The sequence below is a fragment of the Burkholderia sp. Ac-20392 genome, assembly GCF_017104585.1.
In the GTDB taxonomy this organism is placed as follows: domain Bacteria; phylum Pseudomonadota; class Gammaproteobacteria; order Burkholderiales; family Burkholderiaceae; genus Burkholderia; species Burkholderia lata.
On sequence record NZ_JAAGPB010000190.1, the window covers coordinates 1 to 15,070 of the forward strand.

At 67.0% G+C, this 15,070-nt stretch carries 12 protein-coding genes and 1 pseudogene; 4 read left to right on the forward strand and 9 right to left on the reverse strand.

What is annotated here, in order from left to right; all coding sequences use genetic code 11:
* Window positions 1-108 precede the first annotated feature (108 nt).
* Entirely contained in the window at window positions 109-1,026 is a 918-nt protein-coding gene (locus tag G3N99_RS20565) for a LysR family transcriptional regulator (RefSeq protein ID WP_174988952.1), read from the forward strand.
* 126 nt (window positions 1,027-1,152) lie between these two features.
* On the opposite strand, the gene alaS is transcribed toward G3N99_RS20565, so the two are convergent.
* Window positions 1,153-3,777 (reverse strand): alanine--tRNA ligase, encoded by a 2,625-nt coding sequence (alaS, locus tag G3N99_RS20570; RefSeq protein ID WP_206123323.1) that lies wholly within the window; start codon window positions 3,775-3,777, stop codon window positions 1,153-1,155.
* 540 nt (window positions 3,778-4,317) lie between these two features.
* On the opposite strand from alaS, the gene G3N99_RS20575 reads away from it, so the two are divergent.
* Window positions 4,318-5,538, forward strand: a complete 1,221-nt coding sequence (locus tag G3N99_RS20575; RefSeq protein WP_174934634.1) for a CaiB/BaiF CoA-transferase family protein — start codon at window positions 4,318-4,320, stop codon at window positions 5,536-5,538.
* A 63-nt stretch (window positions 5,539-5,601) separates the two neighbouring features.
* Here the strand turns inward: G3N99_RS20575 and G3N99_RS20580 are convergent, their stop codons facing one another.
* A complete protein-coding gene (locus G3N99_RS20580) occupies window positions 5,602-6,156 on the reverse strand; it encodes an alpha/beta hydrolase (protein WP_174934636.1) in 555 nt (184 codons plus the stop codon).
* Window positions 6,157-6,334: 178 nt separating this feature from the next.
* Window positions 6,335-6,544, reverse strand: a complete 210-nt coding sequence (locus tag G3N99_RS20585; protein WP_011351716.1) for an ornithine acetyltransferase — start codon at window positions 6,542-6,544, stop codon at window positions 6,335-6,337.
* A 248-nt stretch (window positions 6,545-6,792) separates the two neighbouring features.
* Here G3N99_RS20585 and G3N99_RS20590 point away from each other — a divergent pair, with 248 nt between their 5' ends.
* Window positions 6,793-8,502 carry a glutamine--tRNA ligase/YqeY domain fusion protein gene (locus G3N99_RS20590; protein WP_174934638.1) on the forward strand — a complete coding sequence of 570 codons (1,710 nt, stop codon included), beginning with the start codon at window positions 6,793-6,795 and terminating at the stop codon, window positions 8,500-8,502.
* Between the two features lie 137 nt (window positions 8,503-8,639).
* On the opposite strand, the gene G3N99_RS20595 is transcribed toward G3N99_RS20590, so the two are convergent.
* The 3 genes from G3N99_RS20595 to G3N99_RS20605 form a co-directional block, all read right to left on the reverse strand.
* Entirely contained in the window at window positions 8,640-9,110 is a 471-nt protein-coding gene (locus G3N99_RS20595) for an NUDIX hydrolase (protein WP_174935227.1), read from the reverse strand.
* Between the two features lie 11 nt (window positions 9,111-9,121).
* On the reverse strand, window positions 9,122-9,508 hold the full coding sequence (locus G3N99_RS20600) for a hypothetical protein (protein ID WP_174934639.1): 387 nt from the start codon (window positions 9,506-9,508) through the stop codon (window positions 9,122-9,124).
* Between the two features lie 126 nt (window positions 9,509-9,634).
* A complete protein-coding gene (locus G3N99_RS20605; RefSeq protein ID WP_174934641.1) occupies window positions 9,635-11,020 on the reverse strand; it encodes a cytochrome c peroxidase in 1,386 nt (461 codons plus the stop codon).
* Between the two features lie 225 nt (window positions 11,021-11,245).
* On the opposite strand from G3N99_RS20605, the gene G3N99_RS20610 reads away from it, so the two are divergent.
* Window positions 11,246-12,832 (forward strand): acid phosphatase, encoded by a 1,587-nt coding sequence (locus tag G3N99_RS20610; RefSeq protein WP_174934643.1) that lies wholly within the window; start codon window positions 11,246-11,248, stop codon window positions 12,830-12,832.
* Window positions 12,833-12,950: 118 nt separating this feature from the next.
* On the opposite strand, the gene G3N99_RS41965 is transcribed toward G3N99_RS20610, so the two are convergent.
* From G3N99_RS41965 to G3N99_RS20620, 3 genes and pseudogenes are all read right to left on the reverse strand, one after another.
* Window positions 12,951-13,253 carry a DUF3331 domain-containing protein gene (locus tag G3N99_RS41965; RefSeq protein WP_241011761.1) on the reverse strand — a complete coding sequence of 101 codons (303 nt, stop codon included), beginning with the start codon at window positions 13,251-13,253 and terminating at the stop codon, window positions 12,951-12,953.
* Window positions 13,242-13,451 (reverse strand): annotated as a pseudogene (locus G3N99_RS41970) (DUF3331 domain-containing protein); the annotation flags it as partial. The pseudogene G3N99_RS41970 and the gene G3N99_RS41965, both read right to left, overlap by 12 nt.
* Window positions 13,452-13,505: 54 nt before the next feature.
* Complete coding sequence (locus G3N99_RS20620) at window positions 13,506-14,984, reverse strand: alginate export family protein (protein WP_206123324.1); 1,479 nt, start codon at window positions 14,982-14,984, stop codon at window positions 13,506-13,508.
* Window positions 14,985-15,070: the final 86 nt, after the last annotated feature.

Consider the following 15,070-nt stretch of genomic DNA (forward strand, 5'->3'; position numbering starts at 1 on the left):
CGGTCAACGCGCCGGCCGGATCGGAAATCGGAATGCTTCCATCCTAGCTTGACCAAACGTTCTCGAAAAATGAATAATTAAGAATCCACTCATCTCTCGGAGAGAATCATGGATCTGGCGGCGCTGGCGATTTTCCGGGCCGTGGTGCGCGAGAACGGCGTGACGCGCGCGGCGGCCAAGCTCAATCGCGTGCAGTCGAACGTCACGACGCGCATCAAGCAGCTCGAGGAAGAACTCGGCGCGGCGCTGTTCGTGCGCGACGGCCGCCGGCTCGTGCTGACGCCGGCCGGGCACACGTTGCTGCCGTATGCGGAGCGCCTGCTCGCGCTCGCGGACGAGGCACGCGACGCGGTGCGCGAGGACACGCCGCGCGGGCGGCTGCGGCTCGGCACGATGGAGAGCACGGCTGCGAGCCGCCTGCCGACCGTGCTCGCGCGTTATCACCATGCATGGCCCGATGTGTCGCTCGAACTGCTGACAGGCACGACCGGCTGGCTGATCGACCGCGTGCGCGACTTCGAGATCGACGCCGCGCTGTTCGCGCGCCCGCCCGCACCGGACACGCTGCCCGACACGTTCGAGACGGTGCCGATCTTCCGCGAAAACCTGGTGCTGCTCACCCCACGCGGCCATCCGCCGGTGCGCACGCCGCGCGACGTGATCCTGCCGACGCTGATCGCATTCGAGCGCGGCTGCACGTATCGCAAGTACGTCGAACAGTGGTATGCGGCGCACGGCGTCAAGCCGGCGCGCGTGCTCGAACTCGGGTCGTATCACGCGATCGTCGCGTGCGTCGCGGCGGGCGCCGGCATCGCGGTTGCACCGCGTTCGGTGCTCGACCTGCAGCCCGAGACCGGCAACATCACCGCGCACGTGATCCCCGAACTGGAAGGCATCGACACGCTGCTCGCGTGGCGACAGGGCTATGCGTCGGCGGCATTGGCTGCGTTGCGCGATGCATTGAGCGAGGCGGCCGGGCGTCAGCCGGACGGTGCGGCGCAGCCGCCGGTCACCGTGCCGGCCTGAATCGTCGGGCGGCCCACGCAAGTCGTTCCGGCCTATCAACAAAAAGACCCGACCGGCGCATGCCGATCGGGTCTTTTTCATTTCACGCGATGCCGCAACGAGACGGCATCACATCGGCCGGAACGATCAGAGCCGCTCTTCGACCCAGCCCTTCACGCCCGCCAGCGCGCCCGGCAGGTTCGCCGGCTCGGTGCCGCCTGCCTGCGCCATGTCCGGACGACCACCGCCCTTGCCGCCGACCTGCTGCGCGACGAAGTTCACGAGCTCGCCGGCCTTGACCTTCTTGCTTGCGTCGGGCGTGACGCCCGCGATCAGGCTGACCTTGCCGCCTTCGACGGCTGCCAGCACGATCGCCGCGCTCTTCAGCTTGTCCTTCAGCTTGTCGACCGTTTCGCGCAGCGTCTTCGTGTCGGCGCCGTCGAGCGTCGCGGCCAGCACGAACACGCCGCCGATTTCGACGGCCTGCTGCGCGAGCTCGTCGCCCTGGCTCGATGCGAGCTTCGACTTCAGCGCGCCCAGTTCCTTCTCGAGCGACTTCACCTGGTCCTGCACCTGCGCGATACGCTGCGTGAGCTCCGACGGCTGCGCCTTCAGCGCGGCCGCGGCTTCGTTCACGCGGGCGTCGAGTTCCTGCACGTAGCGCACCGCGTTGTCGCCGGTGATCGCCTCGACACGGCGGATGCCGGCCGCGACGCCGCCTTCGACGACGATCTTGAAGAAGCCGATGTCGCCGCTGCGGCTCACGTGCGTGCCGCCGCACAGTTCGCGCGAGAAGCCGAGGTCGAGCACGCGCACTTCATCGCCGTACTTCTCGCCGAACAGCGCCATCGCGCCGCCCTTCACCGCTTCGTCGTACGGCATCACGCGCACGATGCCCGGCGCGTTCGCGAGGATTTCGTTGTTGACGATCTGCTCGACGCGACGGATTTCGTCGTCGGTCATCGGTGCGTTGTGCGCGAAGTCGAAACGGGTCTTTTCCGCGTCGACCAGCGAACCCTTCTGCTGCACGTGCGCGCCGAGCACTTCGCGCAGCGCCTTGTGCATCAGGTGGGTGGCCGAGTGGTTGCGCTGCGTGCGGGCGCGGCGATGCGCGTCGATTTCCGCGCGCAGCACGTCGCCGACCTTCAGCGTGCCCTGCTCCAGCGTGCCGTGGTGGCCGATCACGTCGGCCTGCACCTTCAGCGTATCGGCCACCGCGAAGCGCGTCGCGGCGTTCGCGAGCACGCCCTGGTCGCCGACCTGGCCGCCCGATTCCGCGTAGAACGGCGTGTGGTCGAGCACGACGACCGCGTCCTGGCCGGTCTTCACTTCGTTGACCGACGAACCGTCGACGTACAGCGCGACGATCTTCGCGTCGTCGAACGCGATTTCCTCATAGCCGTGGAACGTGGTCTTCGCGCCCGTGTATTCGAGGCCCTGCGCGGCCTTGAACTTGCCGGCCGCGCGCGCCTGCTCGCGCTGGCGCGCCATCGCGTCGTCGAATGCCGGCTCGTCGACCGTCATCCCGCGCTCGCGGCACACGTCGGCCGTGAGGTCGAGCGGGAAGCCGTAGGTGTCGTGCAGCTTGAACGCGAGCTCGCCGTCGAGCACCTTGCCGCCCTTCGCTTCGACGTCGGCCAGCGCGCCTTCGAGGATCGACATGCCGTGCTCGATCGTCTCGAAGAAGCGCTCTTCTTCCTGGCGCAGCACGTCGGTCACGCGCTGTTCGGCTTCCTTCAGCTCCGGATACGCGACGCCCATTTCGGCGACGAGGTCGGCCACCAGCTTGTGGAAGAACGAGCCCTTGCGGCCGAGCTTGTAGCCGTGGCGGATCGCGCGGCGCACGATCCGGCGCAGCACGTAGCCGCGGCCTTCGTTGCCGGGGATCACGCCGTCGACGATCAGGAACGAGCACGCGCGGATGTGATCGGCGATCACCTTCAGCGAGTTGTTCGTGAGGTCGCTGATTTCGGTCACGCGCGCGGCGGCCTTGATCAGGTTCTGGAACAGGTCGATCTCGTAGTTGCTGTGCACGTGCTGCAGCACCGCGGCGAGACGCTCGAGGCCCATGCCGGTGTCGACCGACTGCTTCGGCAGGCGCGTCATGTTGCCCTGCGCGTCGCGGTTGAACTGCATGAACACGAGGTTCCAGATCTCGATGTAGCGGTCGCCGTCTTCTTCAGGCGATCCCGGCGGGCCGCCCCACACGTCCGGGCCGTGGTCGTAGAAGATTTCGGTACACGGGCCGCACGGGCCGGTGTCGCCCATCGTCCAGAAGTTGTCCGACGCGTAGCGCGCGCCCTTGTTGTCGCCGATGCGGATGATGCGCTCGGTCGGCACGCCGACTTCCTTCGCCCAGATGTCGTAGGCCTCGTCGTCTTCCTGGTAGACCGTGACCCACAGCTTGTCCTTCGGCAGCTGGTAGACCGTGGTCAGCAGCTCCCACGCGAACTTGATCGCGTCGTGCTTGAAGTAGTCGCCGAACGAGAAGTTGCCGAGCATCTCGAAGAACGTGTGGTGGCGCGCCGTGTAGCCGACGTTCTCGAGGTCGTTGTGCTTGCCGCCCGCGCGCACGCTGCGCTGCGCCGTCGTGGCGCGCGAGTACGGACGCGGGTCCGTACCGAGGAACACGTCCTTGAACTGGACCATGCCCGAGTTCGTGAACATCAGCGTGGGGTCGTTACCGGGCACGAGGCTCGACGAGCGGACGATCGTGTGGCCCTTCGATTCGAAGAATTTGAGGAATTTCTCGCGGATTTCGGCAGCTTTCATGGCGTGCGGGGACAGTCTGGCAAAGACGGCTTCAAACGCCGGCGCCCTTGTCGGGGCACGCGGCGGCATGGATTCGGAAACGATCGATTATACGGGATCGGGGCCGGCTTCCGGGCAAAGCGCCGGAAAGCGGCTCGGCCATCCGGCCGTGCCGGGTGGAGCCTGTTTCCGCTAATAACGGGCTTGCGAACGTGCCTTTCCGCCCGCAGTGCAAGGAGAGAGGAGGCGCAATAGCCGCAGCTATTGCAACGACGAACGACGCCGCAATGCGGGCGGAAAGGCACGTTCCCCTGTTTTTGAAATAACTCATTCGCCGGGCTGGCCCCCAGAAGGGCCGATCGCTGCGTCATACTCCTTGCGAATACGTCGAGTATTCGCGGCATCGCATTCCTTGCGCTCGGCCCTTCTGGGGGCCAGCGCAAGCCCGTTATTAGCGGAAACAGGCTCCAGGCCACCCGCCGGGCCGATTCGCCTTAAGATGCTCGGCATGCCAACCGGCCTTGCCCGACAAGGCCAGCCATGAAAGGAGACGATTCGACGATGGGTGCCCTGAGCCATATCCGCGTGCTGGACCTCACCCGCGTCCTCGCGGGCCCGTGGTGCGCGCAGACGCTTGCCGATTTCGGCGCGGACGTGATCAAGGTCGAGCGCCCGGGCGCCGGCGACGACACGCGCCACTGGGGGCCGCCGTACCTGAAGGACGCGGACGGCGCCGATACCGCCGAGGCCGCGTACTACCTCGCGGCGAACCGCAACAAGCGCTCGGTGACGGTCGACATCGCGACGCCCGAAGGCCAGCAGATCGTGCGCGAGCTTGCCGCGCAAAGCGACGTCGTGCTCGAGAACTACAAGGTCGGCCAGTTGAAGAAATACGGGCTCGATTACGATTCGCTGCGCGCGGTGAAGCCCGATCTCGTCTACTGCTCGGTCACCGGCTTCGGCCAGACGGGCCCGTATGCGCACCGCGCGGGCTACGACTTCATCATCCAGGGCATCGGCGGCTTCATGAGCATCACCGGCGAGCGCGACGGCGAGCCGGGCGGCGGCCCGCAGAAGGCCGGCGTCGCGATCGCCGACCTCGCGACCGGCCTCTACTCGACGATCGCGGTGCTCGCCGCGCTCGCGCACCGCGACCGGACCGGCGAAGGCCAGTACATCGACATGGCGCTGCTCGACGTGCAGGTCGCGCTGCTCGCGAACATGAACACCAACTTCCTCGCGAGCGGCAAGCCGCCGGTGCGCTGGGGCAATGCGCATCCGAACATCGTGCCGTACCAGACGTTCCAGACGCGCGACGGGTGGATCATCGTCGCGGTCGGCAACGACGGCCAGTTCCGCAAGTTCGTCGAGGCCGGCGGCCAGCCCGGGCTGGCGGACGACGAGCGTTTCGCGACGAATCCGTCGCGCGTGCGCCATCGCGACACGCTGGTGCCGATCCTCGCGGAAATGGTGAAGGCGCGCGACAAGGCCGACTGGATCGGTGCGCTCGAAGCCGCCGGCGTGCCGTGCGGCCCGATCAACGATCTCGACGAGGTGTTCGACAACGAGCAGGTCGTCGCGCGCGGGATGCAGGTGTCGCTGCCGCACCCGTGCGGCGCGGACGCGAAGCTCGTGCGCAACCCGATCCGGATGAGCGCGACGCCGCCCGAAGCACGCACGGCCCCGCCGCTGCTCGGTGCGCAGACCGACGACGTGCTGCGCGACATGCTCGGCTACGACGACGCGAAGATCGCCACGCTACGGGCGAAACAGGCGATCTGAACGCGGTGGTCGGTGCGGGTGCGGACGGGCGCGTGGCAGCAGCCACCGCCCCGCCCCGCATGGTCAATCGCGGTGAGCGAGCGCGTCGAGCCAGCCGCGTGCATCGGGCCAGTCGCCGAGCCCGCTGTCCGCGTTGATGTGGCCACGCGGGCCGATATCGTGGAATGCGCTGCCCCATGCGTTCGCGCAGGTGCGGGCGAACGCGAGCGAGCCATACGGATCGTCGCTGCTCGCAACGACGCAGGTCGGAAACGGCAGCCGTTCGGCCGGCACGGGCCCGAAGCCATGCGCGTCGGCCGGAAACGCGGGACCGTCGGGATCGGGCAGCGCGACCAGTAGCGCGCCGCGCACTTTCGCGAGCGCGGCCGGACGCGCATAGCGCGTCGCCCACCACGCGGTGGTCAGCGTGCCGAGGCTGTGACCGGCAAGCAGCACCGGCCCGCGCGCCGCTTCGACCGCACGATCGAGCGCGAGACACCAGCCGTTGCGGAACGCCCGGTCCCAGTCGGGCATCGCGACGCGCGAGAAACGTGCATCGGCACGCTCCCAGCGGCTCTGCCAGTGAAGCGGGCCCGAATTGGCGTAGCCCGGCAGGACGAGAACGGGGAATGAGCTCATGGAAAGTGCGTCGACGAGTGAATTCGTTTTATAGCGTCGACGCAGTGTCGCACACCCGTTCCTCCCTGATGCTGCCTGTCTGATGCCGGAAGGATGTGCGTGGGGTCGGGACGCGTTGAGCATCGCGTCGCGACCGGACGACAAGCCGCGTTGCAGGCGGCTCGCGTCATGTCATCGGTCAGCGCACGTTCGCGCCGACGATACCGCCTGCCGCTGCGCCGGCGACCGTGCCGAGCGGGCCGCCCGTCACCAGGTAGCCGAGCGCGCCGCCGGCGGCCGCGCCGATACCGGCATTGCGCTGCGTATGCGTCATGGCGCACGCGCCGAGTTGCGACAGGGCCGCGACGATCACGGCGGTACGAACGATAAACGTGGTCTTCTTCATCATGATTTTTAGTTTCCTCCCGCCGCGCGGCAACCCGAACGGCGGCATTGAATCGGTGAAGCCATCATAGGCAACGCCAAACGGCCCGGGCAATCCGATTTACGTCGTGTTACAGCCGACACAATATCGAGATAATCGGTCGAAACCCGCCCCCGCCATGCCGCAAGCCGCGCGGGACGGACCCCGGTCAGGTAGAATCACGGGATTAAACCGGCGCGACGCGCGCGCCGACACAACCTGACGCCATCCGCATGAGCACCGAACGCAACGACGCCCCCGCGGCTTCCAATTTCATCCGCAACATCATCGACGACGACAACCGCACCGGCAAATGGGGCGGCCGCGTCGAGACGCGCTTTCCGCCCGAGCCGAACGGCTATCTGCACATCGGGCACGCCAAGAGCATCTGCCTGAACTTCAGCGTCGCGCGTGACTACGGTGGCGTGTGCCACCTGCGCTTCGACGATACGAACCCGGAAAAGGAAAGCGTCGAGTACGTCGACTCGATCGTCGACGCGGTGCGCTGGCTCGGTTTCGACTGGCGCAAGGACGCGGTCGATCACCAGTACTTCGCGAGCGACTACTACGACAAGCTGTACGAGTTCGCCGAGCTGCTGATCCAGCGCGGCAAGGCGTATGTCGACAGCCAGAGCGCCGATGAAATGCGCGCGAACCGCGGCTCGCTGACGGAAGGCGGCAAGCCGTCGCCGTTCCGCGAACGCACGCCGGAAGAAAACCTCGACCTGTTCCGCCGCATGAAGGCCGGCGAGTTCAAGGAAGGCGAGCACGTGCTGCGCGCGAAGATCGACATGGCTTCGCCGAACATGAACATGCGCGACCCGGTGATCTACCGGATCCGCTACGCGCACCACTACCGCACCGGCGACGCATGGTGCGTGTATCCGATGTACGACTACACGCACTGCATCTCGGATGCGCTCGAAGGCATCACGCATTCGCTGTGCACGCTCGAATTCGAGGATCACCGCCCGCTGTACGACTGGGTGCTGAACGAACTCGCGGAAGCCGGCATGTTCACGCGCCCGCTGCCGCAACAGATCGAATTCTCGCGACTGAACCTCACGTACGCGATCACCAGCAAGCGCAAGCTGCTGCAGCTCGTGACCGAAGGCCACGTCGACGGCTGGGACGACCCGCGGATGCCGACGATCGTCGGCGTGCGCCGCCGCGGCTTCACGCCGGAGAGCATCCACCTGTTCTGCGAACGGATCGGCGTGACGAAGATCGACTCGTGGATCGACATGAGCATCTTCGAAGGCGCGCTGCGCGACGACCTCGACGACAAGGCCGCGCGCACGGTCGCCGTGCTCGATCCGCTGAAGCTCGTGATCGACAACTATCCGGAAGACCTCGAGGAAGCGTGCACGGCGCCCGTGCACCCGCACCACCCGGATCGCGGCGTACGTACGTTCCCGATCTCGCGCGAGCTGTGGATCGAGCGCGAGGACTTCGTCGAGACCCCGCCGAAGGGCTATTTCCGCCTGTTCCCGGGCAACAAGGTGCGCCTGCGCTACGGCTACGTGATCGAGTGCACGGGCTTCGACAAGGACGCCGACGGCAACGTGACGGCCGTGCACTGCAACTACTTCCCGGACAGCAAGTCGGGCACCGAAGGCGCGAACACGTACAAGGTCAAGGGCAACATCCACTGGGTCAGCGCGAAGCATGCGCAGCCGGCCGAAGTGCGGATCTACGACCGCCTGTTCAAGGAGCCGCATCCGGACGCGGGCGGCGCGAACTTCCTCGAGGCGCTGAACCCCGATTCGAAGAAGATCGTGCAGGCGTACGTCGAGCCGGGCAACGGCGACATCGCGCCGGAAACGCGCCTGCAGTTCGAGCGTCACGGCTACTTCGTGGCGGATCGTGTCGATTCGAAGCCGGGCAAGCCGGTGTTCAACCGGATCGTCGGGCTGCGTGACAGCTGGGGCAAGCCGGCGTAACGGCACGCTCCGCGCGCGGTGCGCGGCTTCGCAAGCCGCCGTCGCACGACCATAAAAAAACCGGCTCCAGGGCCGGTTTTTTTATTGCGTGCTTCGAATCGAAGCCAGGCACATGGCAACGAAAGCCGTCGCGCTCGTCACCCACCCATCAATCGCCGATGCAAATCCACCAGCGACAGCTTCGTGCGAAACAGTCGCGCGAGGCTGCGGCTGGCAAACGCATCGATATCGCCGGGCAGGGTCCAGCGATACGCATCCATCTCCGGAATCATCGAGCCGTCGCGACGGCTTGGAAACAGCGACGTGCACGTGCACTGCGCGGGATCGATCTCGCCTTCAGCCACCTGCACCGCGAACAGGTGCAGATCCTTGTCGTGCCGGTAGGCAAAGCGGCCGAGATCGAGCAACCGGGCCGGCGCGAACACGATGCCGGTTTCCTCGAGCAGTTCACGCAGCGCCGCGTCGGCCGGCGTCTCGCCCGGCTCGCCCTGCCCCTTCGGGATATCCCAGTGCGTGGTATCCGTCGCATGCGCGAGGAACACGCGGCCGGCGGCATCGAGGATCACGACGCCGCACGACACCGTGCGCGGCGCGGCGCCCCGCTTCATCACGCGCGTGCTCAGCGCTTCTGCAGCTGCCACTTGCCCGCGTCGGTCTTGCAATAGACGGGCTTGAGCGTCATCGTCTGGCCCTTCGCGGTGATTTCGGTGGCGATTTCACGGCAGGTCTTGCCGTCCGCCTCGGTCGTGGTCGGCGTGAGCTTCGCATCGATCTGCGTGCCGCGACCGCTGCTCTGCCACGTCGTGGTCTCGCCGTCCTTGCCTTCGTCGCGCACTTGCACGACCGCCTTGGAAAGCGACGCGCGGTCGGTCTTGCTGAAGTAGCTGAGCGGCGTGTCGTTCAGGAAGTTCAGGTTGTTCTGCGCATGGGCGGGCAGCATCGCGGCTGCGCACGCGGCGCCGGCCAGCACGCGCGTGACGACGGAAAGGGATGCACGCATCGACATGTTGTTCTCCTTGGATGTTCGATCGAACGGCGCGGTGCATGCCGGCGAACCGGGGGCCGGCCATCCGGCACGCACACTGCGCCTGCCAGCGAGCGAGGATAGCATGCGTGCCGTCGGCGCCGCCTTCTAGTGGCCGGCCGGCGCGGCCGTTTGCTGATATCCGTCAGTCAGCGTACCGAGGAATGCGATCACGTCCTTGATCTCGGCCGCGTTCAGCGCGGGCTGCTCGCCGCGCTTGCGATCGAACGGCGCCTCGCGGTTGATGTTCGGCCAGTAGCGCTTGGGCAAGTCGTCGTAGATCTGCACCTTGCCGTGCACGACCGGATAGAACTTCTCCGGATGGATGTCGCGCTCGACGTAGAAGCGCATCACGTCCTCGAGCGTGTGATACACGCCGTTGTGGAAGAACGTCTTGCGCAGCGTGACGTTGCGCAGCGACGGCGTGCGGAACAGCCCGCAGAATTCGTCGCGGCCCTTCAGGTCGGTACGCTCGGGGCCGCACGCGCCGAGATCGTAAAAGCGCGGGTCGCGATTGACGGGCAGCGCGCGATTGCGCGGCACGGCGATCGCGATCAGCCCGAAATCGCTGAACTGCGGCGGCGTGCCGTCGAGCGCGCGCTGGCTGATGTGGCAGCTCGCGCAATTGCCCTTCTTCTCGTCGTTGAACAACTGCAGACCGCGCAATTCGGCGGGCGTGAGCTGTGCATGGCCGGCGAGATACGCGTCGTACTTGCTCGTGTACGGCGAGAACAGTTCGGGCGTCTGCTCGAACGTCTCGAGCGCGCGCAGCACGGCCTTGAACGTGGCCGCGTCGTCGTCGAGCACCTTCACGCCGAACACCGCGCGGAACTCGTCCGCATACGGCGCGGCCTTCACGGCCTGCGCAACCTTCGCGGGCGAGCTGTTCATCTCGAACGGCGACGTGAGCGGAATGCGCGCCTGCTCGGCGCCCGTGTCGACACGGCCGTCCCACGTGAGGCCGCCGGTCGGGCCCGCATCGACGCTCTCGTCGCCTTCGTCGTCGGAATCGTGGAAGTGCTCGGTGAACTGCGGCACGCCCTGCAGGTACTTCAGCGACGGCACCGCGCGAAAGCCCGGCCGTTTCATGTCATCGCCGCCGAACTGTACGGCCAGCGCATTGGGCGGGCCGAACGCGTGATCGGGGCTGTGGCACGACGCGCACGCCAGCTTGCCAGAACCTGACAGCGTAGGGTCAAAGAAAAGTTGCTTGCCGAGCGCCGTCATCCGGCGCACGCCTTCGTAAACTTGTGCACGCGTCTGCGGCTGGTTCGTCTCGACCACCGCGCCGCTGGCGGCAACCGTTGCGGACGCAACCACGTTCGCGGCGCCCGGTGCACTCGCCGCGCTCGCGGCCGGTACGGACGGCGCACCCGCTCCCGGCTGTCCGTCACAGCCGGCAAGGGTTGCAAGCGAGGTGGCCAGCGCGAATGCGCCGGTCAGGTGCAGCCACGAACGCGCGAACGCGCCGGCTGTCGGTTGGCGAGGCTTCATCGATTCGTCGGAAAGTGGGTTCAGGAGCGGCCGGAGTTTATGTCAGCCGCATGACCGTTACATGACGGCCAATCGACAGGTAATCGAAAGGACGCCTACACCCGGCTGTCAAATCGCACCCTCAAAATGCTTACAGCCGGACAAGCCACGGTTACCCTCGCGAACCGGCGGTACACGAATGCTCCGGTTCCCCACGCGACAAGAGAGAGATAGAGAGTACAACGGATGAAAAACCACGCCTGGATTCGCTTTACACCGATCGCCGTTGCCGCGGCCGCGGCCCTCACCGCCTGCGGCGGCGACGACGTGCAGCAGCAAGGCCTGTCGACGGTGAAGAACGTCGTCGTGATCTACGCGGAAAACCGCAGCTTCGACAACCTGTACGGCAATTTCCCGGGCGCGAACGGCCTGCAGAATGTGACTGCAGCAAGCGCGCAGCAGAAGGACCGCAACGGCCAGCCGCTCGCGACGCTGCCGAAGGTCTGGGGCGGCCTGACCGCGAAGGGCGTCACGCCGGCCGTGACCGAGGCGATGACGGCCAACCTGCCGAACGCACCGTTCGCGATCGACGACCCGAACGGCTTCAACACGTCGATGAGCGTGACGACGCGCGACCTGTATCACCGCTTCTACGAGAACCAGATGCAGATCAACGGCGGCAAGAACGACATGTTCGCCGCCTGGGCCGACTCGGGCGGCCTCGTGATGGGCCACTACACGCCCGACGCGACGAAGCTGCCGCTGTGGAAGATCGCGCAGCAGTTCACGCTGGCCGACAACTTCTTCATGGGCGCGTTCGGCGGCTCGTTCCTGAACCACCAGTACCTGATCTGCGCGTGCGCGCCGTTCTACGCGAACGCGGACAAGAGCCCGGCCGCCGGTTCGATCTCGGCCGTCGCCGCCGACGGCAAGTCGCTGCAGCTCGCGACCAACTCGCCGGCCTCCGCGCTCGACGGCATTCCGAAGTTCGTGAACTCGGGCAACCTGACGCCGGACTTCTACGCGATCAACACGATGCAGCCGCCGTACCAGCCGAGCGGCAACAAGGCGGCATCGGGTGGCGATCCGAACCTCGCCGACCCGTCGGCCGCGTCGACGCTGCCGCCGCAATCGCAACAGAACATCGGCGACCTGCTGACCAACGCGGGCGTGTCGTGGGCATGGTACGGCGGTGCGTGGAGCCAGGCGCTGCAGGCCGCGCAAAGCGGCACGGCGAACGTGATCTACGGCCCGAACATGACGGCGCCGAACTTCCAGCCGCACCACCAGCCGTTCAACTACTACGCGAACCAGGCACCGGGCAGCGCAAGCCGCGCGCAGCACTTGCTCGACGGCGGCACCGACGGCAGCGAGTTCCTCAAGGCGATCGACGCGGGCACGCTGCCGCAGGTCTCGTTCTACAAGCCGCAGGGCAACCTGAACGAACACGCGGGCTACACGGACGTCTCGAGCGGCGACCAGCACATCGCGAACCTGATCGCCCACCTGCAGGCCAGCCCGCAGTGGAAGAACATGGTCGTGGTCGTCACGTACGACGAAAACGGCGGCTTCTGGGATCACGTGTCGCCGCCGAAGGGTGACCGCTGGGGCCCGGGCACGCGGATTCCGGCACTCATCGTGTCGCCGTTCTCGAAGAAGGGTTTCGTCGACCACACGCAGTACGACACCGCGTCGATCCTGCGCTTCATCACGCGCCGCTTCTCGCTGCCGCGCCTCACGGGCCTGCAACAGCGCGACGACGCGCTGAAGGCCAACGGCGGGCAGCCGATGGGCGACCTGACGAACGCACTGCAACTGTCGCCGAACCTGTAACGGCCGAGCGGCACTGCGATGCACCGGCCGGCGCGATGCCGGCCACGACATGACAAAGGGCGGCTTCGGCCGCCCTTTGTCATTGCTCAACCGCAAACGCAAGCACGTACGCGCCGCGTCACCCGCCGTGCTTCAGCCCGACGCCATCGAGTGCGATCGCCAGAATCATCGCGCGTGCGTTCGGTGGCGTCGGCCGTCCGCTCGGGCGGAACACGTCGTCCCCGCACGCGATCCGCGCGCCCGACAGCACGCAGACCCCGGCCTGCCGTGCGCGCCCCGGTTTCCAGTGCTGCTCGCCGAAATGCGCACGCCCCGGTTCGACCCAGCGCACGACCAGCAGCTGCGCCGAGCGCTCGAGCACCTGGACGTGCGGGCGAGCCGTCGACACGCGCGGACGATCGAGCGCCGCCGCCAGGATCATCGCATTCGGCTCGAATGGCGCACGCCCGCGCGGACTGAACACAGCATCGCCGCAGACGATCTTCTCGCCCGACAGCGCGCAGTGGCCCGAGCGAAGCGCGCGCCCGGGCGCCCAGCGCTGTTCCGCGCCGCCCGGCCCAGGCCAGCGCACGATCAGCATCTCGTCCGAATACGCGAGTACCTGCACACGCGCATTCATTCGACACCACGCATCGGGCAGCCATTCGCCGTCGGACGCGCCTCGGCACGCGGGCTACCACCCATACTTCAGCTCGACCCCGACATAGTCGGCGTTGTGTCCGCCCGCCTGGCGGATCGCATCGCCGACCTGGAAATGCACGGCCTCGATCGCGCCGATCAGGTTCGCGGCGATCGTCCAGTCCGCCCGCAGCTGCACGTACATCCCGGTCCACAACCCGCCCTTGCCCGCCGTGCCCGGCACCACCGCGTTGCCCTGCTGGTAGACCGCGTCGCCGGTCGTCTCGCGCCACTGGAACCCGAGCGCGCCGAGCAGCGACAGGTTCGGCGACGGCTTCAGCGTCACCGACGGCTTCACGTGGATCAGGTTCGAGTACCCGGTAAAGCCGGCCAGCGTGAAGTAATAGCCGTTCGGAAACAGCGGGTTGAAGGTTTCGACACGGCCGTCGTGCGGATGCCGGTCGCCCGACGCCGCGTCGACCTGCAGTGCGATGCGCGGCGACCACGGCGCGTCGAGCCGGTAGCCGGCGATCGAGCCGACCGCCCATGCGCGGATCGTGCTGCTGCCGACCGTGCCCGTCTGCAGCATCGTTTCGAGATCCCAGTCGAAGCGGCCCTGCGTCCCGGTGTAACGCAGGTCCCACACGTCGCGACGCTCCGCGCCGCTCGCATCGAGAAAGCGCGCGTTGCTGCGGTTGTAGCGCGACCAGTAACCCGACAGGTCGCCGGGCCCCACCGACTGCCGCTCGAAGCGCACGCCGCTGAACGTGAGGTCGCGGTTCGACACGTCGTCGAACGTGGACACGCTGCGGTTCTGCACCGGCTGCGTCGCATACGCGATGAAACGCCACTTCCGGTATTCGTAGTCGGCCCATAGCGCATCGAACGCCTGCCGCACGTTCGGGCCGTCGCGCGCGGCGATGAAGCGCTGCAGGTCGAACGCCATCTCCTGCCGGCCGACGCGAAACTTGAACGTGCCGCCGCCGAGCGCGCCCGTGTAGGTCGCGAACGCCTGCTCGAGATCGAGCGGGTTCTTGTCGACCGGCGAGATCGTGTTCTTGCCGTACGCGCGGTCGTCCTGCAACTGCACGAAGAACTGCCAGTGCTGACCGAGATGCGCATCGGCGTGCACTTCGACGCGCTGGATCAGGTACGTATCCGATTGCGCGGAACCGATGCCGAACAGCGGCGCGTCGTTGGTCTCGAGACGCTCGCGCAGGTTCACGCCGAGCGACAGATAGGAAGCCGGATCGTTGCCCAGCGGAATGTATTTCAGGCCGTCGAGCGGTGCGCGCGGCACGCACGGATTCGCGAGCACCGACCAGTCTTCCTGCCAGCGGTTGAACAGCACGGTCGGCCGCTTGGCCGTGCACGTCGATGCGGTGCCGTCCGTGGCCGAAGCCGACGCCGATGCTGGCGACGTTTCCGCGAACGCAACGCCACGCCCGGCGAGCAGCAGCCCCGCGACGACGGATGCGCGTGCCGCACGATCGAAGCGGCGGCCACGATGCGGCCGCTCCCGCTGCAAGCTCATGCGCGCTCCTTCGCAACCGCACCCGCGGATTGCGCCGCGCACAGCGCGAGCACCGCAAGCGCGCAAACAGGTGCGAGCAGCGCCAG

Coding starts and splice junctions, on each gene's coding strand:
- G3N99_RS20565 (WP_174988952.1), top strand. CDS start 109: ATGGATCTGGCGGCGCTGGCGATTTTCCGGGCCGTGGTGCGCGAGAAC.
- alaS (WP_206123323.1), bottom strand. CDS start 3,777: ATGAAAGCTGCCGAAATCCGCGAGAAATTCCTCAAATTCTTCGAATCG.
- G3N99_RS20575 (WP_174934634.1), top strand. CDS start 4,318: ATGGGTGCCCTGAGCCATATCCGCGTGCTGGACCTCACCCGCGTCCTC.
- G3N99_RS20580 (WP_174934636.1), bottom strand. CDS start 6,156: ATGAGCTCATTCCCCGTTCTCGTCCTGCCGGGCTACGCCAATTCGGGC.
- G3N99_RS20585 (WP_011351716.1), bottom strand. CDS start 6,544: ATGATGAAGAAGACCACGTTTATCGTTCGTACCGCCGTGATCGTCGCG.
- G3N99_RS20590 (WP_174934638.1), top strand. CDS start 6,793: ATGAGCACCGAACGCAACGACGCCCCCGCGGCTTCCAATTTCATCCGC.
- G3N99_RS20595 (WP_174935227.1), bottom strand. CDS start 9,110: ATGAAGCGGGGCGCCGCGCCGCGCACGGTGTCGTGCGGCGTCGTGATC.
- G3N99_RS20600 (WP_174934639.1), bottom strand. CDS start 9,508: ATGTCGATGCGTGCATCCCTTTCCGTCGTCACGCGCGTGCTGGCCGGC.
- G3N99_RS20605 (WP_174934641.1), bottom strand. CDS start 11,020: ATGAAGCCTCGCCAACCGACAGCCGGCGCGTTCGCGCGTTCGTGGCTG.
- G3N99_RS20610 (WP_174934643.1), top strand. CDS start 11,246: ATGAAAAACCACGCCTGGATTCGCTTTACACCGATCGCCGTTGCCGCG.
- G3N99_RS41965 (WP_241011761.1), bottom strand. CDS start 13,253: ATGATCCTGGCGGCGGCGCTCGATCGTCCGCGCGTGTCGACGGCTCGC.
- G3N99_RS20620 (WP_206123324.1), bottom strand. CDS start 14,984: ATGAGCTTGCAGCGGGAGCGGCCGCATCGTGGCCGCCGCTTCGATCGT.